Annotated in this window: 21 protein-coding genes and 1 pseudogene; 16 read left to right on the forward strand and 6 right to left on the reverse strand. The window is 67.9% G+C overall.

The features are described from left to right. Positions 1 to 246 precede the first annotated feature (246 nt). The 4 genes from AB0I98_RS27575 to AB0I98_RS27590 all read left to right on the forward strand — a co-directional run bounded on the left by AB0I98_RS27575 (position 247) and on the right by AB0I98_RS27590 (position 5,859). Positions 247 to 1,881: an amidohydrolase family protein gene (locus AB0I98_RS27575; RefSeq protein WP_362946384.1), complete on the forward strand. Its 1,635-nt coding sequence runs from the start codon at positions 247 to 249 to the stop codon at positions 1,879 to 1,881. After that, positions 1,878 to 2,696, forward strand: a complete 819-nt coding sequence (locus AB0I98_RS27580; protein ID WP_362946386.1) for an isochorismatase family protein — start codon at positions 1,878 to 1,880, stop codon at positions 2,694 to 2,696. The genes AB0I98_RS27575 and AB0I98_RS27580 overlap by 4 nt, the downstream gene beginning before the upstream one ends. A 569-nt stretch (positions 2,697 to 3,265) precedes the next feature. Further along, the gene (locus AB0I98_RS27585; protein ID WP_362946389.1) at positions 3,266 to 4,474 is read left to right on the forward strand and encodes an acyl-protein synthase; all 1,209 of its coding nucleotides are present in this window, start codon (positions 3,266 to 3,268) and stop codon (positions 4,472 to 4,474) included. After that, the gene (locus AB0I98_RS27590) at positions 4,471 to 5,859 is read left to right on the forward strand and encodes an acyl-CoA reductase (RefSeq protein ID WP_362946392.1); all 1,389 of its coding nucleotides are present in this window, start codon (positions 4,471 to 4,473) and stop codon (positions 5,857 to 5,859) included. The genes AB0I98_RS27585 and AB0I98_RS27590 overlap by 4 nt, the downstream gene beginning before the upstream one ends. 93 nt (positions 5,860 to 5,952) lie before the next feature. Here the strand turns inward: AB0I98_RS27590 and AB0I98_RS27595 are convergent, their stop codons facing one another. Then, positions 5,953 to 6,174 (reverse strand): integrase core domain-containing protein, encoded by a 222-nt coding sequence (locus AB0I98_RS27595; protein ID WP_362946394.1) that lies wholly within the window; start codon positions 6,172 to 6,174, stop codon positions 5,953 to 5,955. Positions 6,175 to 6,212: 38 nt separating this feature from the next. On the opposite strand from AB0I98_RS27595, the gene AB0I98_RS27600 reads away from it, so the two are divergent. The 4 genes from AB0I98_RS27600 (at position 6,213) to AB0I98_RS27615 (ending at position 7,989) form a co-directional block, all read left to right on the forward strand. Continuing rightward, entirely contained in the window at positions 6,213 to 6,479 is a 267-nt protein-coding gene (locus AB0I98_RS27600) for a DUF5372 family protein (RefSeq protein ID WP_362946397.1), read from the forward strand. A gap of 174 nt (positions 6,480 to 6,653) precedes the next feature. Continuing rightward, entirely contained in the window at positions 6,654 to 7,133 is a 480-nt protein-coding gene (locus tag AB0I98_RS27605) for a helix-turn-helix domain containing protein (RefSeq protein WP_362946399.1), read from the forward strand. 16 nt (positions 7,134 to 7,149) lie between these two features. Then, the gene (locus tag AB0I98_RS27610; protein ID WP_362946401.1) at positions 7,150 to 7,419 is read left to right on the forward strand and encodes a hypothetical protein; all 270 of its coding nucleotides are present in this window, start codon (positions 7,150 to 7,152) and stop codon (positions 7,417 to 7,419) included. A gap of 27 nt (positions 7,420 to 7,446) precedes the next feature. Further along, positions 7,447 to 7,989: a recombinase family protein gene (locus AB0I98_RS27615; RefSeq protein WP_362946404.1), complete on the forward strand. Its 543-nt coding sequence runs from the start codon at positions 7,447 to 7,449 to the stop codon at positions 7,987 to 7,989. On the opposite strand, the gene AB0I98_RS27620 is transcribed toward AB0I98_RS27615, so the two are convergent. Beyond that, the gene (locus AB0I98_RS27620) at positions 7,891 to 9,000 is read right to left on the reverse strand and encodes a site-specific integrase (RefSeq protein ID WP_362946407.1); all 1,110 of its coding nucleotides are present in this window, start codon (positions 8,998 to 9,000) and stop codon (positions 7,891 to 7,893) included. The two genes, AB0I98_RS27615 and AB0I98_RS27620, sit on opposite strands and share 99 nt — an antisense overlap. A 231-nt stretch (positions 9,001 to 9,231) precedes the next feature. Here AB0I98_RS27620 and AB0I98_RS27625 point away from each other — a divergent pair. Beyond that, positions 9,232 to 9,375: pseudogene (locus AB0I98_RS27625) on the forward strand (ATP-binding protein); the annotation flags it as partial. 151 nt (positions 9,376 to 9,526) lie between these two features. Here AB0I98_RS27625 and AB0I98_RS27630 read toward each other — a convergent pair. Further along, entirely contained in the window at positions 9,527 to 9,586 is a 60-nt protein-coding gene (locus tag AB0I98_RS27630; protein WP_362946526.1) for a hypothetical protein, read from the reverse strand. 725 nt (positions 9,587 to 10,311) lie between these two features. Here AB0I98_RS27630 and asnB point away from each other — a divergent pair. The 7 genes from asnB to alaS all read left to right on the forward strand — a co-directional run bounded on the left by asnB (position 10,312) and on the right by alaS (position 20,004). Further along, positions 10,312 to 12,483, forward strand: coding sequence for an asparagine synthase (glutamine-hydrolyzing) (gene asnB / locus AB0I98_RS27635; protein ID WP_362946409.1), 2,172 nt, complete (start codon positions 10,312 to 10,314; stop codon positions 12,481 to 12,483). Between the two features lie 11 nt (positions 12,484 to 12,494). Further along, positions 12,495 to 13,565: a diiron oxygenase gene (locus tag AB0I98_RS27640; protein WP_362946412.1), complete on the forward strand. Its 1,071-nt coding sequence runs from the start codon at positions 12,495 to 12,497 to the stop codon at positions 13,563 to 13,565. Continuing rightward, positions 13,562 to 14,809 carry an MFS transporter gene (locus AB0I98_RS27645; protein WP_362946415.1) on the forward strand — a complete coding sequence of 416 codons (1,248 nt, stop codon included), beginning with the start codon at positions 13,562 to 13,564 and terminating at the stop codon, positions 14,807 to 14,809. Before AB0I98_RS27640 ends, AB0I98_RS27645 begins: the two co-directional genes overlap by 4 nt. A gap of 106 nt (positions 14,810 to 14,915) precedes the next feature. After that, positions 14,916 to 15,695 carry a hypothetical protein gene (locus tag AB0I98_RS27650; RefSeq protein ID WP_362946417.1) on the forward strand — a complete coding sequence of 260 codons (780 nt, stop codon included), beginning with the start codon at positions 14,916 to 14,918 and terminating at the stop codon, positions 15,693 to 15,695. Then, positions 15,692 to 16,006 (forward strand): PqqD family protein, encoded by a 315-nt coding sequence (locus AB0I98_RS27655; protein WP_362946420.1) that lies wholly within the window; start codon positions 15,692 to 15,694, stop codon positions 16,004 to 16,006. Before AB0I98_RS27650 ends, AB0I98_RS27655 begins: the two co-directional genes overlap by 4 nt. Further along, entirely contained in the window at positions 16,003 to 16,920 is a 918-nt protein-coding gene (locus AB0I98_RS27660; protein WP_362946423.1) for a helix-turn-helix domain-containing protein, read from the forward strand. The genes AB0I98_RS27655 and AB0I98_RS27660 overlap by 4 nt, the downstream gene beginning before the upstream one ends. A 414-nt stretch (positions 16,921 to 17,334) precedes the next feature. Further along, complete coding sequence (alaS, locus tag AB0I98_RS27665; protein ID WP_362946425.1) at positions 17,335 to 20,004, forward strand: alanine--tRNA ligase; 2,670 nt, start codon at positions 17,335 to 17,337, stop codon at positions 20,002 to 20,004. 69 nt (positions 20,005 to 20,073) lie between these two features. On the opposite strand, the gene AB0I98_RS27670 is transcribed toward alaS, so the two are convergent. From AB0I98_RS27670 to AB0I98_RS27680, 3 genes are all read right to left on the reverse strand, one after another. After that, the gene (locus tag AB0I98_RS27670; RefSeq protein WP_362946427.1) at positions 20,074 to 21,516 is read right to left on the reverse strand and encodes an amidohydrolase family protein; all 1,443 of its coding nucleotides are present in this window, start codon (positions 21,514 to 21,516) and stop codon (positions 20,074 to 20,076) included. Between the two features lie 59 nt (positions 21,517 to 21,575). Then, positions 21,576 to 22,652 carry a ParB/RepB/Spo0J family partition protein gene (locus AB0I98_RS27675; RefSeq protein WP_362946429.1) on the reverse strand — a complete coding sequence of 359 codons (1,077 nt, stop codon included), beginning with the start codon at positions 22,650 to 22,652 and terminating at the stop codon, positions 21,576 to 21,578. A gap of 526 nt (positions 22,653 to 23,178) precedes the next feature. Then, a complete protein-coding gene (locus tag AB0I98_RS27680) occupies positions 23,179 to 24,444 on the reverse strand; it encodes an AAA family ATPase (protein WP_362946432.1) in 1,266 nt (421 codons plus the stop codon). Positions 24,445 to 24,572 lie beyond the last annotated feature (128 nt).

Here is a 24,572-nt window from a genome sequence, read left to right on the forward strand (position 1 = left end):
CTTGCACGGCACAAACGTGCGCGCGACGAGGAACCGCCGTATTGTCGCCGGGAGATCGCGTCAGGCCATGGGGCGGAAAGACCTCGCCATGCGGGCCTCAGCCAGGCAGCAACCCTTCATCACATCAGGCGATCCGCCTGCCCGATTGCACTTCGTCCGCCGATCGGTGTATCGCCCTGTCAATGCGCGGGTTCCATCACATTCCGCGCGCTCGTTATGTATCGCGCACTAACCGGAGGAAATATCGTGGCTGGTGAAATCCTCGATCTCGTCGTAGCGAACGGGACCGTCGTACTCGGCGACGGACGCCACAACGTGGCCGTAGGCGTCAAGGACGGAAAGGTGGTCGCCCTCGCACCCGAGGAGTTGCTGCCACCCGCAAAGGAACGCATCGATGCGCACGGGAACTACATCCTGCCGGGCATCGTCGACTCGGAGGCCCATCCCGGCTGCTACGTGCCCTTCGAATACGACATGCGCACCGAGTCGCGGACCGCGGCGTGCGCCGGGGTGACCACCTGGGGCATCCAGGCGCCGGTGACGCGCATGGGTACCGAGCCCTTCCAAGAGGTCGTCAACCGGGCCGACGTGGTCTCGTTCCATCAGGCGTTCCCTTCGGCCCGGAAGGTGATCGAGACCGTTTCGCATGTCGACGCCTATCTCACCTACATGCTCGAGACCGATGAGCAGGCCCACGAGATCCAGGAGTATGCCGAGGGGCATGGCGTCACCTCGTTCAAGCTTTACCTGCAGACGCGCGGCCTCAAGGCCATGCGGGACGGCGACGACAGCAACTGGCCGTCTCGGCGGGCGGGCCTCGGTACGGGCATCGACGACGGAACCGTCTACCAGGTGATGGAGCAGGTGGCCCACCTCGGCTACCCAGGGATGGTGCACATCCACCCGGAGAACTGGGAGATCGGCCGGGTCTTCGAGGACCGTCTGCGCGCGGCCGGCCGCACCGACTTCGGCGCATGGACGGACCGTTCCCCCGACTTCCTCGAGGCACAGCACATCCGGGCCTACGCGTATCTGGCGCAGCAGACGCCGGGAAATCCTCCGCTGTACCTTCAGCACTGCACGACGCGCCTCAGCTTCGAGGAGGTCGCGAAGGCGCGCGCCGAGGGCGCGCGGGTGTTCGCGCAGACCGGCCCGGCGTGGCTGTGGGCGCAGCCGGAGGACGGCTGGCGGATCAACGTGCCGCTGCGGCGCCGGGAGAACATCGACGCCCTGTGGCAGGCGCTGGCCGACGGCACCGTGGACGTCGTTGGGTCCGATCATGTGGTCGGCTGGGAGCCGGCGAGTTTTGAGGAGATGTACAACCCGAACATATGGGACTGCCGTACCGGCTTCAGCCGGGTCGAACTCTTCCTGCCCGTCCTGCTGTCCGAAGGCGTGCGCAGAGGCCGGATCAGCATGGAGCGCCTGGTGCAGGTCAGCTGCGAGAATCCTGCCAAGACCAGCGGCCTCTGGGGCCGCAAGGGCTCGCTGCTGCCCGGCTTCGACGCGGACATGGTCATCGTCGACGCCGGACGCGAGGTCACCGTCGGTAAGGAGCACATCAACACCCGGGCCGGATGGTCGATCATGGAAGGCCACACCTTTCACGGCTGGCCGGTCAAGACGATCATGCGTGGCAAGGTCACCGCCGAATGGGCCGACGACTCCCCGGGGATGCGTCCGGTAGCCGAAGCCCGGGGCGAGTATCTGGCCCGGTACCCGCAAAGCGCACCGCGCACCTACCCGATCGCCGAGCCGACCGCCGTCGACCTGTCGCACCGCCGGTGGAGCGGTTCGGACTTCAGCCGGCCCGGCTTCAGCGCGGAGACCCAGCTCTACACCTCCGTGCGCGCGGACGGGCTCGGGGAGGCCGGGCGATGAGGGACAACACCCGGGGTGGTGACATCAGCGAAGAGGCCGCCGTCGACGAGGAGGTCTGGGCGGATGTCCTCGGCGAGACCGACCGGATGGTCTTCGAAGCGGCCGGCTGGGGACGTCGGGCAGGCTTCGGCCGACGGCCGGCGCTGATGATCGTCGATGTGAACTACAACTTCTGCGGAGACCGGCCCGAGCCGATCCTCGAGTCGATCGAACGCTGGCGGTACTCCTGCGGCGAGGTCGCGTGGACCACGGCGATACCGGCGATCGCGCGGCTGCTGGAGGTCGCCCGGCGTAAACGGCTGCCGGTGATCTACACGACCAACCCACGGCGCCCGGATGGATTCGACCTCGGCGTCTGGACGTCGAAGAGCACCCGCAGCGGTGACGCGGTGGACGTGAACGGACACATGGGCAACCGGATCGTCGCCGAGGTCGCACCGGAGGCCGATGACATCCTCATCGAGAAACGGAAGCCCTCGGCCTTCTTCGGTACGCCGCTGATGAGTCACCTGACGATGCTCGGCGCCGACTCGCTGATCATCACAGGCACGACCACGAGCGGTTGCGTACGGGCCACGGCCGTGGACGCCATCTCCTACGACCTTCGTGTCACCATCCCGCATGAGGCGGTCTTCGACCGGGCGGTGCTCTCTCACAAGGTGAGCTTGATGGACATTCATATGAAGTACGCCGACGTCTCCGGGCTCGACGAGGTCCTCGGCCATCTCGAAGGACTCAAGGAGGGGATGTTCGACGATGTCTACCCGCCGGCAGCAGCCCGGGCCAGGGCCAGCAGAAACCTAGACGGTATGTAGGCGCCGGACGTGGGTCCGGGCGCCTCACTCGCCCCTTCGCTCCACCCCCACCGCGCCCAGCAGGAGCTTCACCGCTACTACGAACCGGTCCGCCAACACATCCCGCCTCGCGGGTGTCCTGCTCCTCCTCGGGGCAGAGTGGGCGCAGCGGTGGTACGGACCCCGCCACCGTCCCGGCGGGCCGCACTCCTCGTCTGCGGCCCGCCCCTCGCCCTCGGATGCTCGGAACTCGTCCGTGCCACGCGCATGGAGCGGTGCCTGGCCGTGCACCCCTGGTGCTCCTACAGCGCCGTACTGGACATGACGCCGGAGATGTTCGCGATCGGTCGGCCCGTCCTCGTCCGCACCGACGAGGACGGACGCTCACACACAGCGTCACGGGATGGTCCTGGCTCCGTTCCTGGGCGCGATCGGAGAGGTGTGGGTCGCGGGAGACCCCTGCGGGGTCTGCGTGGTCTCGCCGCCCGGTGGCGCCGGGCTCCTCTGGCTCAAACCCCTCGGATCCGTCACCCGGTTCCGGCTCCGGCAGCGGACGGGATCCGTGCCCACAACGATCTGCAAGGAGTGTCATGACCACCACATCGACCCCCGACGCCGACCTCGTCCGGCGACTCGGCTCGCTCGCGAAGTACTTCCGCCCCCTCCAGGTGCCGGATCCCGGGGAGCTGCCCCGGGTACAGGAGCTGTGCGACATCGCCGACCCGTTCCGCGCCGACCACGCCGCCGACGCCCTATTCGTCGCCGCCATGCGGGAGATCAACGCCTGGCACGCCGCCCGCAACCCGCTGTACGGGGCCATGTGGGAGGGCGCGGGCGCGCCGGACATCACCCGCGTCGAGCAGGTCGTCGATCTGCCCTACATCCACGTAAACCTGTTCAAGCGGCATGCGCTGAGCTCCGTCGCGGACGACGCCGTCACGCTCCGGCTGACCTCCTCGGGCACGGGCGGCGAGAAGACTGAGATCGGCTTCGATGCCTGGTCCATCGGAACCGCCCAGCGCATGGACGCCTGGACCATCAAGGCGCTGGGGCTGATCGACGTCGAGCGTCCCGCGAACTACCTGGTGCTGGGCTACGAGCCGGATCCGAGGCTCACCGTCGGCGCCGCGCACGGCCTCAACGAGCTCTGCGACTTCGCTCCCGTCGCCTCCGCCGTCCACGCGCTACGGAACACCGGAGAGGGTCACGAGTTTAACCCCATGGGCTCCGTCGACGCCCTCCTCGAGTTCGCCGCCCGCGACGAGCCGGTGCGGATCGTCGGCTTCCCCGCCCTACTGCACGCCGTCCTGGAGCGAATGCAGGCGATGGGCGTGCCCCGCCTCGACCTGCCGGAAGGATCGCTCGTGCTGACCGGCGGCGGCTGGAAGGGCCACGCCGACCGGTCTATCGGCCGGGTCGAGTTCCGCGAGGTGATCGAGCGGCAGCTCGGCATCCCGGGGGAGCAGATCCGGGACTGCTACGGCTCAGTCGAGCACTGTCTCCCGTACATCGAGTGCGCCGCGCACCACTTCCACGTACCCGTCTGGTCGCGCTGTGTGGTGCGGGACGTGCGCACCCTGGAGCCGGTGGGCCACGGCACCCCCGGCTATCTCCAGTTCGTCTCGCCGTTCATCACGTCGTTGCCCGCCCATACCATCCTGATGGCCGATCTCGGCACCCTGCACCCGGCGGGCAACTGCGGGATCGCCACCCCGTGGTTCGAAGTCCACGGACGGGCGGGCGTGCGTCGAAACCGCAACTGCGCCGTCGCCGCGGCGGAACTCCTGGAGGTTCAATGACCACCGTCCCGCACACCACGCCCTTCTATTGGCAGGGCGAATGGGTCGACGAGAAGGAGGCCGGCCGCCGCCTTGGCACCCTGGGCGGCATCCTGCCCGCCCTGGCCGGACCGCTCGACGTCCACCACTTCTTGACCGCGTGCGGCAGGCTCGCCGTCCTCCTCACCGACCGGGACAGCGCCGAGTTCCGCCGGCTGTTTGCCGATCTGACCGATCCCGCCACGACCGCGCTGTCCGCCGCCGACGCGGAACTCGCCCTCGCCGCGCTCGCCGCCGCCCTCGCCCCCGACCTGCTGGCCGCCCAGCTGACCACCGAGCTCGGTGGCACGGCCCCGCACCAGCTGGTCCCGGCGCCCTTCGCGGACGGAGCGGCGGAGCTGTGGCAGCCGATTGGCACCCTGGTCCACATCGCCCCGAAGAACGTGGCCGCGGGCGGCGTGCTGAGCGTCGTGGAGGGCCTGCTCGCCGGAAACGTCAATATCGTCAAGACGAGCGGCGGCGAGGGCCTGTTCACCCAGCACGCCCTCGCCGCCCTGGCCGACGCCGATCCGTCCGGAGAGCTCCGCAGCCGCCTAGTCGTGCTGCGCTTCTCCTCTCGCAACACCGAGTGGCTGCGCGAGCTGTGTCGCCCGGCGGACGCCGTGGCGGTTTGGGGAACCGAGGAAGCCGTCGAGGGGGTCGCAAGGTTCCTTCCGTCCGGCTGCCGACTGGTCGAATGGGGGCCCAAGATCTCCGTCGCCTATCTCGACCGTACGGGCGCCCGCCGGGACGGGGAGACGCTTCGGGCGCTGGCCCGGGACATCCTGCGCAACGGTCAGCGCACCTGCACCAGCCCGCAGGTCGTCTACGTCGACACCGCCGACCGTGACGTGCTGTTCACCGAGGCCCGGGCCGTCGCGGACGCGTTGTCGGCGGAGGCCGTCAACTTCCCCGTGCTGACGAGGGAGACGGCCGAGCAGGCGGAGATCACCAATGTGGTGACCGTTGCACACCTGGAGGAACACCTGGGCCTGACCCGCACGTTCAGCGCTTCGGACGGCACCTGGCACGTGCTCGCGGACACGCGTCCGGGCCTGGCCGCCTCCCCCCTGTTCGGAACGGTCTGGGTCAAGCCCCTGCCGCGGGAGGAGATCGTGCGGGTCCTCCACCCAATGCGCCGCTATCTGCAGACCGTTGGCCTGCATGCGGAGGGGCGCAGCACGGTGCCGCTGGCCAGCGAGTTCTTCCGGGCTGGCGCCCTGCGCGTTGTACCGCTGGGGGCGATGCTGGAGAGCTACGCGGGCGAGCCGCACGACGGGCAGCTTGCCCTGCAGCGCTACAGCCGTCGGGTCAGCATCGCCACGATGGGTGCCGCGGACCGGCTGCCGGCGGGCCGGGCGGCCTGACCCCGCCGCGGGGCGGCCCGGCTCCCCACGGAGTGGCCCGCCAGGTCTGGTTAACCGCCGCGGTTGTCAATCCCCCCGTTCGTGGAGACCTTCCTATGCAGCCAGCTCTTCGGCGAAGCTGGCCCGGTAGCCGTATTCGTAGTCGATCGGGCTTTTCCAGTCGCAGACGCTGTGTAGCCGTCGCGTGTTGTAGAAGTCGGTGATCCAGGTCGCGATCCGGATCCGGGCTTCGGCGCGGGTTGCCAAGGTGTGCCGGTGGACGTACTCGACCTTGAGCACGCTGTTGAACGCCTCCGCGGCGGCGTTGGCATTCACCGTCGAATGCGCTTGTTTCCCGCGTTGACGATGGACGTGTGCGGTTGGTCCATCCGTTCCATCCGCGGTGCGGCGAGGCGTTCGAGTTCCTGGAGCGGATGATCTCGTGGCGCGGGGACGTGGTCCTGGCCCTGGACGAGCAGGGACGCCGGTGCTCGTTCCCGGTGGAGTGGACGGACATGGCGCTGGTGGATGCGTTCGTCGAGGAGGCCGACGGGACCTGTCCGTTCCGGACCGGGGACCTGGTCCGGCTCGTGGATCTGGTGACCGGCCTGCGGGACGGTGTCGGGGGGATGACACCGTGACTGTCTCGCGATCAGCGCCGGTGTCCTTGCCAGGCGGCCCGTGCACCGGGGGCGTGCAGACGTCCGGCTGTGTCTGCGACCTGCTCCTTCTGCTTCTGTGGGTGGCGTTCGCGCCGTTGGCCTGCAGTCCGGGCGGCCGGATCCTGGTGACGTCGGCGATCCCAGGGAGGCGCGATGACCCGGCCGGCGAGCAAGCAGACCGTGTTGAAGGAGTTCCGGGCGCTCAATCCGCGGCCCGGGGCCGTGATCGACGAGGACTTTGCTGTGTGTCGGTTCCTCGATCCGCAGGACGTGGTGCAGGTCAAGTACGAGATGGTGCGCCGGGTTCGGGTGGACAACGTGCCCGTCGCGCAGGCCACGGCCGCTTTCGGGTTCTGCCGCCAGAGCTTCTATGCGATCGCCGCCGCGCTGGACGCGGGCGGGCCGGCAGCGCTGGTTCCGGGCAAGCCCGGTCCGAAGGGCCCGCGCAAACTGACCGAGGAGGTCATGGTCTTCGTCGAACAGCTGGAGGCCGGCGATGCCGCGCTGCGCTCACAGCAGTTGGTGCAGGCCGTTCACCGGGAGTTCGGGATCACCGTGCATCCGCGGTCGGTGGAGAAGGCGCTGGCCCGGCGGCGCGAGCCGCGCAGTACGGAGGTGCCCGATCACCGCTGATCCGGCGGTGTCGGCGGTGGACGGGGCCGAGGTCGCCCGACGGTATGAGGACCTGCGGGCCGCGGTCCTGGGCGGGCGCGACGGGGGAACACGGCACGGCTGGGCGGTGCTGGCCCGATCCGGCATGGCCGCCTGGTTCCGGGCAGTGGCATCCATCCCCGCCGTGTCTTTGCGGGCGGGGAAGCGGCCGCCATCCCCGGCGAGGTCGACGGGGATGGCGGAGGAACTGGTGGACGTGCTGGCGGTCATGGCCTGGACAGCGGCCGGAGGCTGCCGCAGCGACTGACGACAGCGGCGGCCCGAGGAGGGCCTGGTGAGTATCGAGAACAGTGACAAGGTCACGGCCGAGCACCTGCGACTGGACGCGTGTCTGTATGTGCGCCAGACCTCGCTGAAGCAGGTCGTCAACAACAGCGAGTCCACTCAGCGGCAGTACGCCCTGCGCGGCCGGGCCGTCGCTCTGGGCTGGGAGGAGGACCGGATCGTGGTGATCGATTCCGATCAGGGCCGCTCCGGGGCCTCGACCGCGGGCCGGGACGGCTTCCAGCGTCTGGTCGCCGAGGTCTCCATGGGACGCGCCGGGATCGTCCTGGGACTCGAGGTGTCCCGCTTGGCCAGGAACAACACCGACTGGCACCGGCTGCTGGAGATCTGTGCGCTGTCCGGGACGCTGATCCTGGACGAGGACGGCCTCTACGATCCGCGGACCTTCAACGACCGGCTCGTGCTGGGCATGAAAGGCACCATGTCCGAGGCCTTATGCCGATCTCGGCATAAGGCCTCTTATGCGGACCCTGCCGTTGTGCTGAGGTGGCGGCCGGGAGCCGTCATGGCGACAGCGCCCGGCCGTAGGTGAGCGGCGTAATCTACAGACCGTCGAGGAATGCCAGGATGGTGTCGGTGGGTCGGTAGCGGTCCGGGGTGGCGTCCTGCGGGGCGGTCCTGACCAACGCCTGCTCCCTGAGCGCAAGGTCAGCATGTAGTAACGCATGGTCGAGCTGACCGTCCAGTGACCGAGCACCTGCTGAATGGCCACGAGGTCGACGCCGCGTTCGTAGTTGTGGGTCGCGCAGGCCCGTCGCAGGGCATGCGGACTGAACCGCTCGGCCGGCGGACGTCCTTCGAGTTCCATCAAATAGCGGAGCCGGTTGGGGATGGTTCCGCGGTGGAGGCTGCCACCGGATTCGTCGGCGAACAGCACTGGTGAGTCGGGGAACTTGGGCCGCACGTCCTCGAGGAACCATCGCAGCATCAGGTCGAGGCCATCGAGCATGGGCACCCATCGCGGCCGCGGTCCGGAAGTGTGGGCGCCCTTGCCGAAGCGGACGTGGAGCTTGCCGAACGGCCCACGGGTGAAGTGGAGGTTAGGCTTCTCCAGCAGCGATGCTTCCTCGGAGCGAAGTCCAGCGTGATACAGGGACCGGAACATCGCATAGTCCCTCACCGCGGGGCCGTACTTCCTGGCGGTCGCGATCCTCTGCTTCATGAAGTCGAAGAACTCGCCCACCCTCTCCGGCGTCGGAGGCGGCAGCAGGGCCGGGGAGTCGTCACCGACGTGACGCGAGGCATTGAACTCATCGACTGGGCAGACCAGCCGGACCCCGAAGGCGGCCTCGATCTCGGCCGACTTGCGGGCCTGCAGGAACCGGTGGAACCCCTTGAAGATCTGGACGTATTCGCGCCGCGTCGAGGTCGCCCGGCCCTTCACCGCCAGGTCGCCGACCACCCGGTCGATGTCCTCTGGAGTCACCTTCCACACAGGCCGGCCCAGGGCCGCGAGGGTTCGCTCCAGCAGGCCGATGTCGTTGTCGATGTCACCGGGCTGAACCCGCGGGCCCGCCAGAACGCGACGAACGCGTCGACACACGCGGCCTGGACTGCCACGGGTCCGTCGCCAGCGGTTCCTGCGGAACGGCGCCCGCCCGCGATGACCTGCAGTCTCGCCTCGCCCACCGGCACCCCTTCCTCGCGCCTGAACCGTCAAGGTGCCACCTGGAGAAATGGGGTGCCGCCACGAGATTCAACGAGGCCCCCAGGAAGGGGATACGGCCAGGTGGCAGCAGGAACTCTCGATGAGAAACAAGTGCCAGCCCCAGATGAATGGGGCCAGGTCTTCGGCGACGAAGTCCTCGCCATCCTCGACCGCCTCCTGAACCACTGCGACGTGATCGCCATCAACGGCACCGGCTACCGGCTCAAGAACCGCCTCATGGCCATCGAGCGCGAGACCGAAGTGGCCTGACAGCTGGGGACGTTCGTCTTTACGCGCCTGGGGAGAAAAGTCCGTACGCCGACACAAGCAGCCTCCCGCGTCCGTGGCACACCCTTTTCAGGAAGGTGACTTCCATCTCGAGCTCACGGTTACGCCGTTCGAGCTCCTTCAGGCGTGCCCGCTAATTCACAGTCGGCTCTGCATCGGGGGCCTGCTCCAGTTGCTTCTCGTGCTTCTTCACCCAGCCCCGGAGGGTCTCCGAGTTCAGGTCAAGTTCCCGGGCCTTCGGAGATCGTCTTGCTCGACCTCAGAGCAATCTGGACTGCTTCCTCGCGGAACTCCGGCGAGCACTTGCTCGGTGGCGCCACTTCATCCTTGTTTCCTGCTCAGGGCAACCCTATTGGGTCCCTGTCCGGAAACATCGGGGCACTTCACTGCCAGCGGCCCTGGAGATTCGAGGCGTGGTCCGGAGGCGCATTCCGTTCCCGAAGCGATGCCTGACTACTACGCGCTGCGGGTGTTGCCCCCGCGCCGGGCGGGTTCCTGGCGGCCCCCATGGGTGTTCGGTCAGAAGCGAATCCGTGGACAGCCTGGAACCCCCACTGCTTTGCTCCTTCCGTCGGGACCACAGGCGCTCACCGATGCGCCTTATGCTCCTAGATTTCCCTACGACGGGAGGTGATTCGTGATGCGTAAGTACGTCAAGCCGACCGCCCAGACAGTCTCGCAGGGCACCATTCTGCGTGACCGCGCCTGAGCCTAGATCCGGCCTATCCATACGACGGGAGGTGATTCGTGATGCGTAAGTACGTCAAGCCGACCGCCCAGACAGTCTCGCAGGGCACCATTCTGCGTGACCGCGCCTGAGCCTAGATCCGGCCTATCCATCAGGGCGTGCGCACCTGCGGATTCGACGGTGCGCACGTCCTGCCCGGCCTCCCGGGCCCGTGCTGCAAGAGGAAGAACATGTGTGGACTCGCGGGCGTTGCCCGAATCGGCGGACAGGATCTCGGTCCGGAGACGGATGGCCTGCTGAACCGCCTGACCGACATCCTCCACCACCGAGGACCGGACGAGTGCGAGGTGCTCCGCCAGGGACCGGTCGGGCTGGCCTTCACCAGGCTGTCGCTGGTCGACCCGGAGGACGGCTCCCAGCCTCTGGTGAGCGACGACGGCCAACTGGTCCTTATTGCGAACGGTGAGATCTACAACCACAAGGAGCTGGCGTCGGCGCTGCCCTCCGACGTGCGGCTGAGCACGGGGTCCGACTGCGAGGTCCTGCTGTACCTCTACCGCCGTCATGGCATGGACTTCCTCCGGGACGTGCGCGGCATGTTCGCCGTCGTCCTGTGGGACCGCGCGCGCCGGCGACTGGTCCTCGCCCGCGACCGCTTCGGCATCAAGCCCCTCTACTACCACCAGAACGACGAGCGCATCGTCCTCTCCTCGGAGATCAAAGGCCTCTTCGCCGATCCCGCCACGCCCCGGCGTTTCGACTGGGCGAAGGCGTTGGCGGTGCCCTCCCTCGCCGCGGCGCCGCGGTTCAGCGCTCCCGAGCCGTGCACCTGGTTCGAGGGCGTGACGAGCGTCCCGGCCGCCACCATCCAGTGCATCGATCTTCAGGACGGCAGCTCGACGCGGCACCGGTACTGGGAACTGCCCAGCGAACCCGAAGAGTCGGGCGACGCGCGTCATCTCACCGAGCGGTACGCTGAGCTTTTGGAGGCCTCGGTACGCGACTGCGCGACGGCGGACACCGAACTCGGCCTCTTCCTCTCCGGCGGCGTGGACTCGGCCGCGGTGCTGGCGCTCGCGCGGGAGCAGCTGGGCGAGGTCCACACCTTCACGGCGCTGAGCGGGGGAACCCGGGAGAACGGGGACGCCGAGTCCTCGGACCGGCTCGCCCGGGAACTGGGCGTGCACAACCACCAGGTGGTGTTCGGCCCGCAGGACGTGCCGACCGCGGACGAATGGGCGCGTTTGGTCTGGCTGACCGAGACGCCTATGACCGGCCCGGAGGTCTACTACAAGCACGAGCTCCACCGGTTCGCCCGTCAGGAGCGGCCGGAGCTGCGCGGCATGCTGCTCGGCGCCGCCAGCGACGAGTTCAACGGCGGGTACTCCGGCGAGGTGGGCACGGACTGGGCGTCGTTCCTCCACAGCGTCGAGGGTATGAGCCGTGCCACCTGGCACGACCAGGAGCCCATGCTGCGGCACTGGTGGACGCCAAGCGGCTCGTTCATCGACTCCCGCGCGCTGCGGGAGCTGACGGGCCGGGCGCACGACGCCTACACGGAGTACCTCGGCTCGGAGTACCGCAAGATCCAGCAATACAACGTCTGGCACGAGGACCGCACCGCCGCGGGCAGCGGCGTCGAGGCGCGCGTACCGTTCCTCGACCACCGCCTGGTGGAACTAGTGGCGACCGTCCCGGAGCATCTGCGTCCGGAGCTGCTCTGGAACAAGAGGATCCTGCGGGACTCGGTGCGCGGGTGGGTGCCGAGCTGGGTCGCCGAGCGGGAGAAGGTCCCGTTCTTCTACGGCCCCGGAACGGGGCACGCTTACCGGATGCTCGTCCGTCTAATGAAGCGGGACGGCCGGGAGCTGGTCAACCGCGCGCTGTCGGCGCCGGGGGCGGAGACCTTCCTCGATGCCGACGCCATCGGCGCCGCGCTGACGGGCTTCGGCGACGGGTACACCGATGCGGCGTCGGTGGAGATCCTGATGGGGGTCGTCAACATGGGACTGCTCGCCGGCATGGCGGCGCAGCCGCCGACACTGTCGGACCTGTCCGCCGGGCCCGTCCGAACCGCGCTGCCGCACGGCGTGCACCCCGTGACGGGAACCGAGGAGCAGTTCGCCGCCGCCGTCGTGCACCCGTACACGCCCGATCAGGTTCCCGTCGTGTCCGAGGCCCTGCTGGTACTGAGCGATGCCGAGGGGACCTGCTACCTGGCGAACGAGGGGCAGATCGAGTTCGAGGTCGAGCCGAAGGCGCCGATCCTGCGGGTGGTGCGCTGCATCGATGGCGAGGCCACCCTCGCCAAGGTGCTCAGCGAGGCCGGGGTCGCCCTGTCCGACGTCGGCGACGAGCTGGACGCGCTGCTGGGGCAGCGCCTGATCTCCTTCGATGATTGAGAGGAGCCGTGATGTATCTGGAGGCGTTCCAACAGCAGCTCCTGCCCGGTCACGCGGCAGACCGGAGTCATCGTCTCGACTACGCGAGCCGCTTCGAACGTTGGGATGATCGCGCGGGTGTACGCCGCAAACCGCGCCGGAGCTACGAGGCGGGCGGGGGCCCGGGGCTCGGTCTGTTCTTCCCTCCGGAGCTGTATCCCGTGGCGCTGCACCCCCTGGTCGCCGCCCGGGGCGAGACCACTGTGCACCGTCTCCTGCTCCAACGGCTCTACGACTACCTGGCGTTCACGACCGAACTCGAGAGCGTCGCCGTCATCCCGGTAGCGATCAAAATCAGTCGTAGCCGCTCGGGTCTGCCACTCCCGGAGCACATGCAGGCGGACGCCTTTAAGATCGTAACGGATGAGGCGTGGCACGCTCAGTTCTCCGACGACTTCGCGCGCCAGGTCGCGGCGGAGACCGGCTGCGCCTCGCAGAACCTGGCTGGCACGCCTCCTGCCTTCCTGCCCCGGCTCGACGAACTGCGCGACCGGCTGCCTGCGCACGTCAGGGGCGTTGAGTCGCTGCTCTTCGCCATCGTGAGCGAGACACTGATCTCGGGCATCCTCGCGGGCATTCCTCGGGACGGACGCCTGCCGCAGTCCGTACGCGAGGTTGTGCGTGACCACGCGGAGGACGAAGGCCGCCACCACGTCTACTTCCGGTCGATGCTCCGGCACCTGTGGTCGGGGCTGACACCCCGGGAACGCCGCGCCATCGGCCCGCTCGTTCCGTCGGTCATCTACGCGTTCCTAGAGCCGGACTACGCCCGCGCCGCGGACCACTTGGCCGCCGCCGGCCTGAGCGCACCGGAGAGCGACCAGGTCATCGCCGAGTCCTGGCCCTCGGCAGCCACTCAAGCTGAGGTTGCTGAAGCTGCCTCCCCCTTGGTCCGGTACCTCCAGGAGGCCGGTGTCTTCGAGGACGCCCGCACCCATGAGGCGTTCGAGAGCTCCGGCCTGCTCGACGCCGGTCCCTCATCTCGCAGCATCGTGGCTGACGGAGCACCGCTCCTGTGCACCCCGAAGGAGTTCACCCGATGACGATCCATACGGTCGAGCACCGGCCGAGCACCGCAGGCCTGTTCTGGCGGTTCTGGCTGGCGACGACGACGAGCAGGACGGGCTCGATGCTGACGACGGTGGCGCTGCCACTCGTCGCGCTCACCGCCTTCGACGCGAGCGCCTTGCAGGTCACCCTGCTCGCGGCGGCCGGGCAGGTGTCCTGGCTTCTGCTCGGACTGCCCGCTGGCGTAATCGTTCAGAGCTGTCCGCTCCGTACGCTCCAGGTGACGCTGGAGCTCGTCCGCATGACGGCCATGGGCTCCGTGCCCCTGGCTTGGCTGCTTGGGGTTCTGACCTATCCGCACCTGATTGTCGTGGCGCTGATCGGCGGATCCGCCACCGTGCTCTTCGACATCGCCAGCTCGACCTTTCTGCCCTCCGTGGTCGACAAGGAGGAGCTGATCGCCCGCAACAGCCTGGTCTCCGGCACGGATGCGGTCACTCAGACTGGCGGCCCGTCCCTGAGCGGCATACTCATCCCCATCATGGGACCCGTCGGCGTCCTGGCGCTCGACTCGGTCAGCAACCTGCTGTCCGCTCTAGTGCTTAGGACGCTGCCTCAGCGCAGGGCGGGGATGCAGACGCGGGAGAAGGCCATGGTGCTGATTAAGGAAGGCTGGCGTTTCGTCGCCCGGCACCCGGTGATGCGCCCGTGCATGATTTGGGCGACCGCGGTCAACTTCGTCAGCGCCGCGCTGGTGGCGCTCACCCCGCTCTACCTCGTCCGCGAGGCCGGGGCCTCCGCTACCCTCGTCGGCCTCGTCATCGCCATGGACGGTGTGGGCGCGTTGCTCGGCTCGCTCGTGGCGACCCGGCTGGCGGATTGGTTCGGGACGGCGCGCGCCATCTGGGGCGCGGGCGTGCTGGGCGGCGCGCTGGCGCTGCTGATCCCGCTAACCACGTCGGCTGGGACGGTCTGGTACTTCGCGATCGGCAACGGGGGATTCGCCTTCGGTGTCGTCATCGGCAGCATCATGGCCCGGACTCACCGTCAGACCGAGTCGCCCGCCGAGCTGCTGCCCCGTGTGATGGCGACGGTGCGTTTCGTCTCCTGGGGCGCCCTGCCGGCCGGTGCCGCGGTCAGCGGTGTGCTCGCCACGGCCCTGGGCCTGCGTCCCGCGTTGTGGGTTGTGTGCGTGGGCGCCCTCGTCGCTCCGGTGACCCTCCTGCTGACTCGTGTGCGGGGGCTGCGGGACCTGGCGTCGGAGAGCCCGGCGGCATAGGGCCCGCTGCCGGTCACGGGCACGGGGCCCGCGACCGGCGGGGAGCACTGGTCGTGGAACGCATGTCATGCAGGTGACAGAAGATAAGGAGCACATCGTGAGAGAAATGTCCGTCGACGACTGGCTCAACCCGCTCCGTGAGCGGGATCTGCTGCCGGACGGGGCGCTCGCCGCCTTCGTCGTTGGCTCGGCCGCCCGGGGGTGGCACAACGCCCGCAGCGACTACGACATCTACATCGTCACCGGCACGCAGGGTAACTCCGACACCAGAAATCCCATCCCTGTCCCGCTGGACCCGCCCCTCGTGATGAGCGAGACCTTCTATGCGCAGGACAAGCGGTGGGAGGTCAAGTACTGGCTTGAGACGCAGATCAACCAGATGCTCGCCAAGGTCTCGTGGGATATCTACGAACAGGGCACATCCGCTGTGGATGAACTCACGTTCGTCGAAGAGCTCGCCCTTTCCCGTCTGAACAGTTGTCTGCCTCTGCTGGGCGAGGCGTGGGTCCTCGACAGTCGGCGCCGGCTCGCCGAATCAGCGTTCCGCTCCTGTGTCGTCGTCCGTTCCCTGGGAAGCGTGGACGACGCCGTCGAGGACGCGCTGGGGCAGATGGAAGCGGGCGACTTGGAGAGTGCGACGCTCTCGGCACGGAACGCCTTCGGGCATGCCATCGACGCCCTGCTCGAGAGCGAAGGTGAATTTGGTAGCCACTTGTCCAAGTGGCGGCCAAACCGCTTCAAGGCGGTGGCCCAGGAGGCTCTGTCGTTCGAGAGGTACTGGGAGTTGGAGACCATGCGGACGTACGATCCATCTGATCCCCGGCCATGGATCAAGGACATTCTCACCCTCTGCCAGGACATCGCCATGCGCGTGGACGTGTCATGACGTCCACGATCCGGTGCCGTCCTGAGGCTGTACCCCGACGCAGTCTCGGAGTCCGCGTCCGACGTGTCAAGGGCGACTTTCTCATCGGGGTGGAAGACAAGGCCCTGTTGCTGTCTGGACCCGCGCAGCTGATTTACTCCTCCCTCGACGGTGCACGCACTGTGTCCGAGGTCTCTCAACTAATCGCCGAGGAGTACGGCGTCGGCGAGGAGGAGGCGCTCGGGGACGTCCGGGAGTTCCTCGATGACCTCGCAGGCAGGGGCCTGGTCGAGTGGGTAGTCCGTCTCCCTAACCCGACTTCGGCGCCGTGATCAGGCTAACGGTCGACGACGAGAGCCTGCACACGATACGTCTGACGTTTAGCCCGCTGTGGGAGATGATCGGCAGCCTCGGCGTCCTTGCCAGGTATCGGGGCGAGGCACCCTCGCCGTACACGAACTGGGCACGCACTGTCCGACGCACGACGCCTGTCGAGCTCGTCAGGGAACTAGTGGAGGCATTGCGACAACCACAGCCATCGCCGCTCACCCCCGAGCTCTTGCCCGTACCCGACCCTACGCGGAACACTGTCACGTCCGAACTTGACCACCTGGTAGAGACACTGGGTGACGAGTCCGGCGCGCGCCGCGTTGCGACGTTGCTGCAGAGCTACTGGGGCCATGCGATGGCCCCATACTGGACGTCGATACGCTCGTCGTTGGAGGAAGAGATCCTCTTCCGCGGTCGGACCCTTGCCGTGGAAGGGCCCGAAGCAATGCTCAATGAGGTTGGTGGGCGTGTGCTTTGGTCGAAGCCTTTCATCACAGCGCCCTACCACCGCGATCTGGAGCGAAACGTCACGCGGTCGCGACTTGTTGTCGTGCCCACGGTGTTCGCGGGCGGGCTCAGGCTGTTCGTCGAGCACGACGATCGGGTGGCCATGTCCTACCAGGCGCGTGCAGCGGGTTACTTCCACGTGCTGACAGCCCGGCCAGCGCCCCGGGAGGCCGAGGATCGGCTGGTATTGCTACTGGGCAAGGGGCGCGCGCAGGTAGCGCGCGTCCTGGTGGTCCCGAGGACGACCACAGCCGTGGCCGAGACAGTGGGGCTTGCCAAAAGCACAGTTTCCCAGCACCTTGCGGTGCTGACGGAGGCCGGCTTCGTATGGAAGCAGCGGCTCGGCGGTCGAGTCTTCTACCAGTTGGACCGCAGTGGCCTCGCTCTGCTGAGGCAGCTCGGCCTATGAGAGTGCGGTATGTGGCGTTCCGTCGGTCTTGTCATCGCTCGATGGTGTGACGAACACTCCGGCCTGATCACGATGTGGCACATACTTGCCCACGATGTGGAGTACGCCGACCTCGGCGGCCAGTACTTCCTGGAACGCACGGGCCGCACCCAGCTGGGCGTTTCCCCCCGACGCCGCCAGTCTGCTACCGGGCCTCCTGGCGGCTACCCGGACCGGACTTCCACCGGCAGGCAGCAACGAGCTTACGACTCAAGATCAACTACATCACGAAGACCTCCGAGTCTGCTGGGCGCGCGAACGATCGAGGCTAGACTGCCCGATGGCACATGACAACGCGTCACACACGACGGGAAAGCCACGACGAAGCCGGGCGACCTCCACAGATCGCTCGGCGACATGGAAGGACGAATGCTGATGAGGTCGGCGGAAATCCGCAAGCGCTGGCTCGGATTTTTCGAGGAGCGCGGGCACACGGTCGTGCCTTCAGCATCGTTGATCGCGGACGACCCGACCCTGCTACTGGTACCTGCGGGCATGGTGCCTTTCAAGCCCTACTTCCTCGGCCAGGAAAAGCCGCCCTTCCAGCGGGCCACGAGCATCCAGAAATGCGTGCGCACCCCGGATATCGACGAGGTCGGCAAGACCACGCGCCATGCCACGTTCTTCCAGATGTGCGGCAATTTCTCGTTCGGGGACTACTTCAAGAAGGAAGCAATCACCCTTGCCTGGGAACTACTGACCTCCCCGCAGGACGCGGGCGGCTACGGCATGGATCCCGAGCGGTTGTGGATCACCGTCTTCCACGAGGATTCCGAAGCCGAGGCGATCTGGCGCGATGTCGTCGGCGTCCCGCCGGAGCGGATCCAACGCCTTGGCATGGGGCCGAACTTCTGGTCCATGGATGTGCCTGGACCCTGCGGACCTTCGTCTGAGATCTGCTACGACCGCGGCCCGGAGTACGGCCCCGAAGGCGGCCCGGCCGTCAACGACGAGCGCTACATCGAACTGTGGAACCTCGTGTTCATGCAGTACGAACGAGGTGAAGGAACCGGCAAGGAGGACTTCGAGATCCTCGGGGAGCTGCCGGCGAAGAACATCGATACCGGTCTCGGCCTCGAGCGGCTGGCGATGATCCTCCAGGGTGCGAACAACATCTTCGAGATTGACACCTCGCGTGCCGTCATCGACAAGGCGACCGAACTGACCGGAGTCCCGTACGGCGCGGATCCAAAAACAGACGTTTCGCTCCGCATCGTTTCGGACCATATGCGGGCGTCGGTCATGCTGGTCGGAGACGGGGTCACGCCCGGCAACGAGGGCCGCGGCTACGTGCTGCGCCGGATTCTGCGCCGCGCCATCCGCAATATGCGGCTGCTCGGCTCCACCGGGCCGGTGGCCAAGACCCTGCTCGACACAGTGCTCGAGATCATGGGTGAGCAGTACCCCGAACTCCTGGCAGACCGCGCGCGTATCGAAATCGTCGTGCTGGCGGAAGAGGCCGCATTCCTCAGGACACTGAAAACCGGCACCGCCATCCTCGACGAGGCGGTCGCCGAGACCAAACACCGCGGTTCCTCCGTCCTGGGCGGCGACCAGGCGTTCATGCTGCACGACACCTACGGCTTCCCCATCGACTTGACCCTGGAAATGGCGGCCGAGCAGGGCCTGCAGGTCGACGAGGGCGGTTTCCGACAGCTCATGAAACAGCAGCGGGACCGGGCCAAGGCCGACGCCCGGGCTAAGAAGGCCGGCCACGCCGACCTGTCCGCCTACCGGGAGGTCGCGGACCGCGCCGGGGCCGTCGAGTTCACCGGATACGAGTTGCTGGAGGACGAGTCTTCCGTCGTCGGCCTGCTGGTCGACGGCGTCCCCTCACCCGCGGCGTCCGAGGGCGACGACGTCGAGATCGTCCTGAGTCGGACGCCTTTCTACGCCGAGGGCGGCGGCCAGTTGGCCGACCACGGCCGAATCCAGACACACGCGGGCGCGACCGTGACCGTTCACGACGTGCAGCAACCGGTGCCCGGCGTCCTGGTGCATTCGGGCACGGTGCTGGTCGGCGAAGTCACTGTCGACTCAACGGTGCTCGCGACGGTCGACGTCGAACGCCGTCGTGCCGTCTCCCGCGCGCATTCGGCGACCCACCTGACGCACCAGGCGCTCCGCGACGCGCTCGGCCCGTCGGCCGCGCAGGCCGGCTCGGAGAACTCCCCCGGGCGGTTCCGCTTCGACTTCGCCTCACCGTCCGCGGTGCCCCACTCGGTACTCGCGGACGTCGAGCAGGAGATCAATGAAGTGCTGGCCCGCGAGCTGGAAGTGACCGCCGCGGTGATGACCATGGATGAGGCCCGCAAGCAGGGTGCCGTCGCGATGTTCGGCGAGAAGTACGGCGACCGCGTGCGCGTCGTGACCATCGGCGACTACTCCAAGGAACTGTGCGGCGGAACGCATGTCCGCAACACCGCGCAGCTCGGCTTGGTGAAGCTGATGAGCGAGTCGTCCATCGGCGCGGGCGTACGGCGCGTCGAGGCACTGGTCGGCGTGGACGCGTACCGCTTCCTGGCCCGCGAGCACACGTTGGTGAGGCAGCTGACCGAGTTGGTCAAGGGCAAGCCGGAGGAATTGCCGGAGAAGATCGCTGGCATGATCACGCGGATCCGGGACGCGGACAAGGAGATCGACCGGTTCCGGCTGGACAATCTCATGCAGGCGAGTGCGTCGCTGGTTCAATCGGCCGAGCACGTCGGCGGCGTCGCGCTGGTCGCCGCGAAGGTGCGCGACGGGATCGCGATGGACGACCTGCGGCGGATGGCTCGGGAGGTGTGCGGGCGGTTCACGTCCGCAGAGGCTGCGGTCGCCTTGTTCTCCGTCAAGGACGGCCGCCCGTTGTGTGTGGTCGCGGTGAATGAGAAGGGACAGGCGAGCGGACTGAAGGCCGGCAAGCTGATCCATACGGCGATGACGGTCCTCGGGGGTCGCGGAGGCGGCAAGGACAACGTGGCGCAGGGAGCGGGCACCGACACGGGCGCCGTGGACCAGGCAATCGCCGCAGTGCGCCAGGGCGTCCTCGCGCAGGGTCTGTAGAACTGTCGTTCCGGAAATCGATGCGCAGGCCGCGGACTCAGGTTCGCGGCCTGCTTTGAAGCTGTCTCCTCAGCCCGATGCCGCGAGCAACGACAGTGCCCCGAGGCCGGCCCTCTGAGCCAGGCAGTGGGCCAGCCTGCGCGATTCGCGCACCAGGGCGGGCACGTCGACGCCCAGCAGCTCGCCGTCGGCGACCCGTCGCCGTCCCGCCACCCAGACGTCTTTCACCTCGCGAGGTCCCGCGCAATAGACGATCGCCTGGAACGGGTCGTGGACATTGGCGAGGGCCGGCGAGCCGCCGTCGAAGACAACCAGGTCGGCGGCCTTTCCGGGTTCCAGTGAACCGACTGCGGTGTCGAGGTGCAGCGCGGTGGCACCTTCGATGGTCGCCATGCGGAGGGCCGCACGCGCGGTCAGCGCGGCGGGGTCGAGCTGATCCAGTCGTTGAAGGAGAACGCCGGTCTTGATCGCTTCCAGCATGTCCTGGCGGTCGTTGCTGGCCGGGCCGTCGACGCCCAGCCCGACCTTGATCCCACTGCCGCGCAACCGTGAGACCGGGCACACCCCCGACGCGAGGATCATGTTCGATACCGGGTTGTACGCTACGCCGACGCCGTGCGACGCTAGGAGACGGATGTCGGCGTCCGCGAGCCAGACGCAGTGTGCGGCGAGTGTCGGCGAAGCGAACAGCCCGTTCTGCGCGCAGTACGCAATCGGGCTCATGTGCCGGGACTCCCGGATGTACTCGATCTCCTCTCGTGACTCATGAAGGTGGATGTGGACTCCGTCCGCATGCGACGATGCGAAGTCAACCGACCGCGCGAACATCGGCGGGGCTTGCGCGGCCACCGTCGCGATACCGACGCGGAACCGGCACAGCGTGCTGGCGGCTGCGGCCTCACGTAGCGCGGCATGCTCGGCGAACACGTCCTCCACCGGAGTCCCTGACCGCCGATCACTCGCGCCATAGGAGACGATGCCCTTCAGGCCCAGTTCCTCCAGGCCCTGGACGACTCCAGGCGTGACGGGAGTCGTCCTCGGGTCGCAGACGAACATGTCGTTCGTCAGCGTGATCCCGGTCCTCAGCATCTGAACACCGCCGAGCAGCGTACCGATGAAGGCGCTTTCCCGGTCGAGGCGGGGGGCGACGGCGTCGATCAGGACCCGAAGCCAGTCACCGAGAGCGTAGTTCTCCGCGATTCCCGTCACGAGGGCTTCGGAGAAGTGCCCGTGAGTGTTGATGAATCCGGGGGCGACGATATCGTTGGGCCCGCCGAGAACGGCACAGGAAGGAAACCTGCCGGACAGATCGGCGAACGACCCGACGTCTGCGATCGTGTCACCCACCACGCGCACGGCGCCATCCGAGATTATCTCGGGTTCGGACGATGTCAGGACGTGCTTGCCGCGGATCAGGAAACCGGCATCCTGCTGACGGAGATGGGCGTCCCCCTCCGAAGACATCGTCGGATGCAAGCTGTCGGACCGTTCAGTCATCGCATTCGCACCCATTCCCCATCCTTGTCGGAGTCAGTCTGAATTTCCACCGGCCGATGCGGGACATCTGAGATCTACGCCTCCCCCACTCTGCTCTCGGGCATGAGACGGGCGGATCCTTCCAGTTCCTGAGCGAAGTCGTCCCACAACTGCGCGTTCCGCCGGGCCAGTTGCACCATGATGGGCACACTGTGTGAAGGCACCGCCGAGGCGAGAGAGGCCGATTCCAGCAGGCTTGACGCGTTCGCCTGCAACAATCGCAGAAGCTGGCGTCCGGCCTGCTTGTGGCGCATGGACGGATCGCGGGCGAGCTTGGTGACGATGCTGACCGGATCCGCCACCGTTGACAGCGAGGCCCGCAGCGGGCGCGACTCCGAGCGGCGCCGGGCCGACGACACCCGGGCGTCCGGCCGGCCGCTCTCGTCGGACGCGTGCGCTTCCGGTATCGGATCTTGGCCTCGTGCCAGGCGGCGGCGCACATCGGCCACCGTGTTCGGCGATATCCCAGAGCTCTTGGCCACTTCCCGCAGCGATGACTGCGGTTGGTCCTCCAGCATCTTGGCAGCCTTGAGCCGGCCTTCCACCGTGCTCAACGGCCGGGTTTTGCCATCTCGCCCCACCCGAGCGGCCGGCAGCGACGACACGTCCTGGGTACTGGGCCGTATCTCTGCGACGATCTTGGCCGCCATGCCGACGACCTCGGCGATCGCCCGATCGGACATCTCGGGGTGCGACACGATGATGCGTGCCGCGGCGGCGCGCCGGTCGGCGCGTGACAGAGGGAGACCATGCTTCACATTCGCCTCGACGGCGCAGAGGAACGCGTCCTCGGCGGTTCCGTCGAAGAACTCGACGCTGATGGATTCTTCCCCGTTGAGCATCGCGGCCATGAATCGATGGGCGCCGTCGACCACTTCCATCGTTCGCCGGTCCACGAGGATCGGCGGGAGTTCGCCGTCGACCTCCGCGAGGCGCGCGACATGCTCCTCGTCCCTTCCGCCCAGGCGTGGAGACCGCCCGAGCGAGAGGCTGGCCAGCGGGACAACCCAGGGACCCCGCCCTGCGGGGCGGTCGTCGATCGCGACACCGCCGGACGGGGGCATCGGGTCTTGGTAGAGAGCTGATATCGACATCGCATCAACCTGATTCAAGGCTGTAATCCCCTCGTCGATTGACCTCCGCAAGGCAGTCGCACAACTCTCCGCCTCACGACGTATACACGCACCGGTCCATGCACGAACCGGCGGATTCTCAGTTCACTGAAGCAGGGCGGCAGTGAACTGGCCTCTCACACTGGGCAGTCGCGTTCTGGCGCGCGGCGAGAGCGCGGGGTGACACCGAGCGGGCGCCGGTAGTCCCTCGGTCATCGCTACGGCATGCACGAATCAACCTCCGCTGGATGGCTTGCGGAACCCACATGTGAGGGCAAGGGGGCGCCGCGATCTGCCGGAAGCGTCGCCGCCGCACCGATTGCACTGCGCCCGGACCCCCGGAGCCAGGCAGGCGACCGGCAGGTTCGTCGTTGCCGAAGTTTCCGTTGCCTTGCCCGCGCCGTGCCTGGTCCGGGAGCGCGGGCCGGGCGACCCTCGGTACGGGCAACACGGTCCGGGCGCCGAGCGTGGTCCTGTGAGCCGGCACCACGGCGCCGTGCCGGATCGTCCCTGTCGCGCGGCCGGCTCAGCCGGTGAAGGCGAGCGCCTCGGGGCGGAGTGCGGGGGCCTGTTCAGCGAGCACCGCCTGGATGTGGCGCAGCATGCGGTACTCGTAGCGGCTGCCCCGGTCCACCTGGAGCAGGGAGGAGTCGACCAGTTCGGCCATGAGGTCCATCGCCTCAGCCTCGCCGACTCCGAGCGCGGCCGTGCGGAGTCCGCCGGGAATGAGGCCGGCCAACTCGGGCATGCCAGCCAGCCGGGCCAGGAAGCTCTGGTGCCGCTCGTCCAGCAGCTCCAGGCTCCAGCGCACGCTGGCCCGCACCGTCTGCTGGTGCGGCAGCAGCGAGTGGTCCGCCGATCCGAGCAGCTGCCGGGCGCGGCTGTGGGACAGCAGGACCGGCAGCGGTACGGTCCGCAGCCGGTGCGCGGCGAACTCCACCAGCCTAGGCAGCAGGTCGAGCTCCCGGCACAGTTCGCCCAGCTGGTCGCGCTCGCCGGAGAGGTCGAGCATGGGGCACACCATGGCGAGCCGCTCCAGCAGCAGGTCGACGGCCGCCTCACAGGTCAGCGGCGGGGTCTCCCGCAGGACGGCGCCGTGCAGGTTCGGCAGCCGGCGTGAGGTGACGAGCAGATGCATCTCGGGGTATGCGGTGACCAGGTGTTCCACCAGCCGTGCGGTCGTCTCCGGCAGATGCTCGGTGTTGTCCAGCACCAGCAGCGCCCGCCGCGCGGGCTGCCCGTCCCGGATCACCTCGTCCACGGCCGCCAGGGCCAGATCCATCGCCGCCGCCGACGTGTCCAGATGCCGCTCGGCGGGGATACGGCCCATCTCGGCCACGGCCACGCCGTCGGCGAACCAGTGGCCCGCGCTCTGCGCCACCTCCTGGCAGATCCGCGACTTGCCGACGCCGCCCGGCCCGGTGACGACCACCACCTGATGGGCGGTCACCAGATTGCCGAGCTGCTGCAGCTCGCTCTCCCTGCCGATCAGGGAGGTACGCGGGGCACGCGGCCCCTGCCAGGTCCCGGTGCCGGGGTCGACCAGCCGCATCCATTCGGCGACGATCGACGACGGCACCGCCGGATCGCCGGCCAACTGCTCCTGCAGCTGTCGGCACAGGTCGGGGTCGAGTACCCCCAGCAGCATGTCGACGGAGCTGCGGCGAGGTCTGAGGATCAGTCCGCGTTCGAGATTGCGGATGGTCCGGACACTGACGCCTGAACGCTCGGAGAGTTCCTCCTGGGTGTAGCCGCGCAGCAGCCGAAGTCTGACCAGAGAACCGTTTACCACATCGATACACCTCCGGAGCGGACGGACTCGCCGCCGTTTTCGGCGGCCACCGGACGTATTCGAGGACTCGTCAGGCAGTTAGGAGTCTGCGCCGCCCCGTTCCTGTTCTCCTCCCGGGCCAGTACCGA

Source organism: Streptomyces sp. NPDC050211 (assembly GCF_040656035.1).
GTDB lineage: Bacteria > Actinomycetota > Actinomycetes > Streptomycetales > Streptomycetaceae > Streptomyces.

Excerpts from the sequence above, each read along its gene's own strand:
- AB0I98_RS27590 (WP_362946392.1), top strand. The coding sequence starts at position 4,471 with ATGACCACCGTCCCGCACACCACGCCCTTCTATTGGCAGGGCGAATGG.
- AB0I98_RS27585 (WP_362946389.1), top strand. The coding sequence starts at position 3,266 with ATGACCACCACATCGACCCCCGACGCCGACCTCGTCCGGCGACTCGGC.
- AB0I98_RS27645 (WP_362946415.1), top strand. The coding sequence starts at position 13,562 with ATGACGATCCATACGGTCGAGCACCGGCCGAGCACCGCAGGCCTGTTC.
- AB0I98_RS27605 (WP_362946399.1), top strand. The coding sequence starts at position 6,654 with ATGACCCGGCCGGCGAGCAAGCAGACCGTGTTGAAGGAGTTCCGGGCG.
- AB0I98_RS27640 (WP_362946412.1), top strand. The coding sequence starts at position 12,495 with ATGTATCTGGAGGCGTTCCAACAGCAGCTCCTGCCCGGTCACGCGGCA.
- AB0I98_RS27580 (WP_362946386.1), top strand. The coding sequence starts at position 1,878 with ATGAGGGACAACACCCGGGGTGGTGACATCAGCGAAGAGGCCGCCGTC.
- AB0I98_RS27670 (WP_362946427.1), bottom strand. The coding sequence starts at position 21,516 with ATGGGTGCGAATGCGATGACTGAACGGTCCGACAGCTTGCATCCGACG.
- AB0I98_RS27650 (WP_362946417.1), top strand. The coding sequence starts at position 14,916 with ATGTCCGTCGACGACTGGCTCAACCCGCTCCGTGAGCGGGATCTGCTG.
- asnB (WP_362946409.1), top strand. The coding sequence starts at position 10,312 with ATGTGTGGACTCGCGGGCGTTGCCCGAATCGGCGGACAGGATCTCGGT.
- alaS (WP_362946425.1), top strand. The coding sequence starts at position 17,335 with ATGAGGTCGGCGGAAATCCGCAAGCGCTGGCTCGGATTTTTCGAGGAG.
- AB0I98_RS27655 (WP_362946420.1), top strand. The coding sequence starts at position 15,692 with ATGACGTCCACGATCCGGTGCCGTCCTGAGGCTGTACCCCGACGCAGT.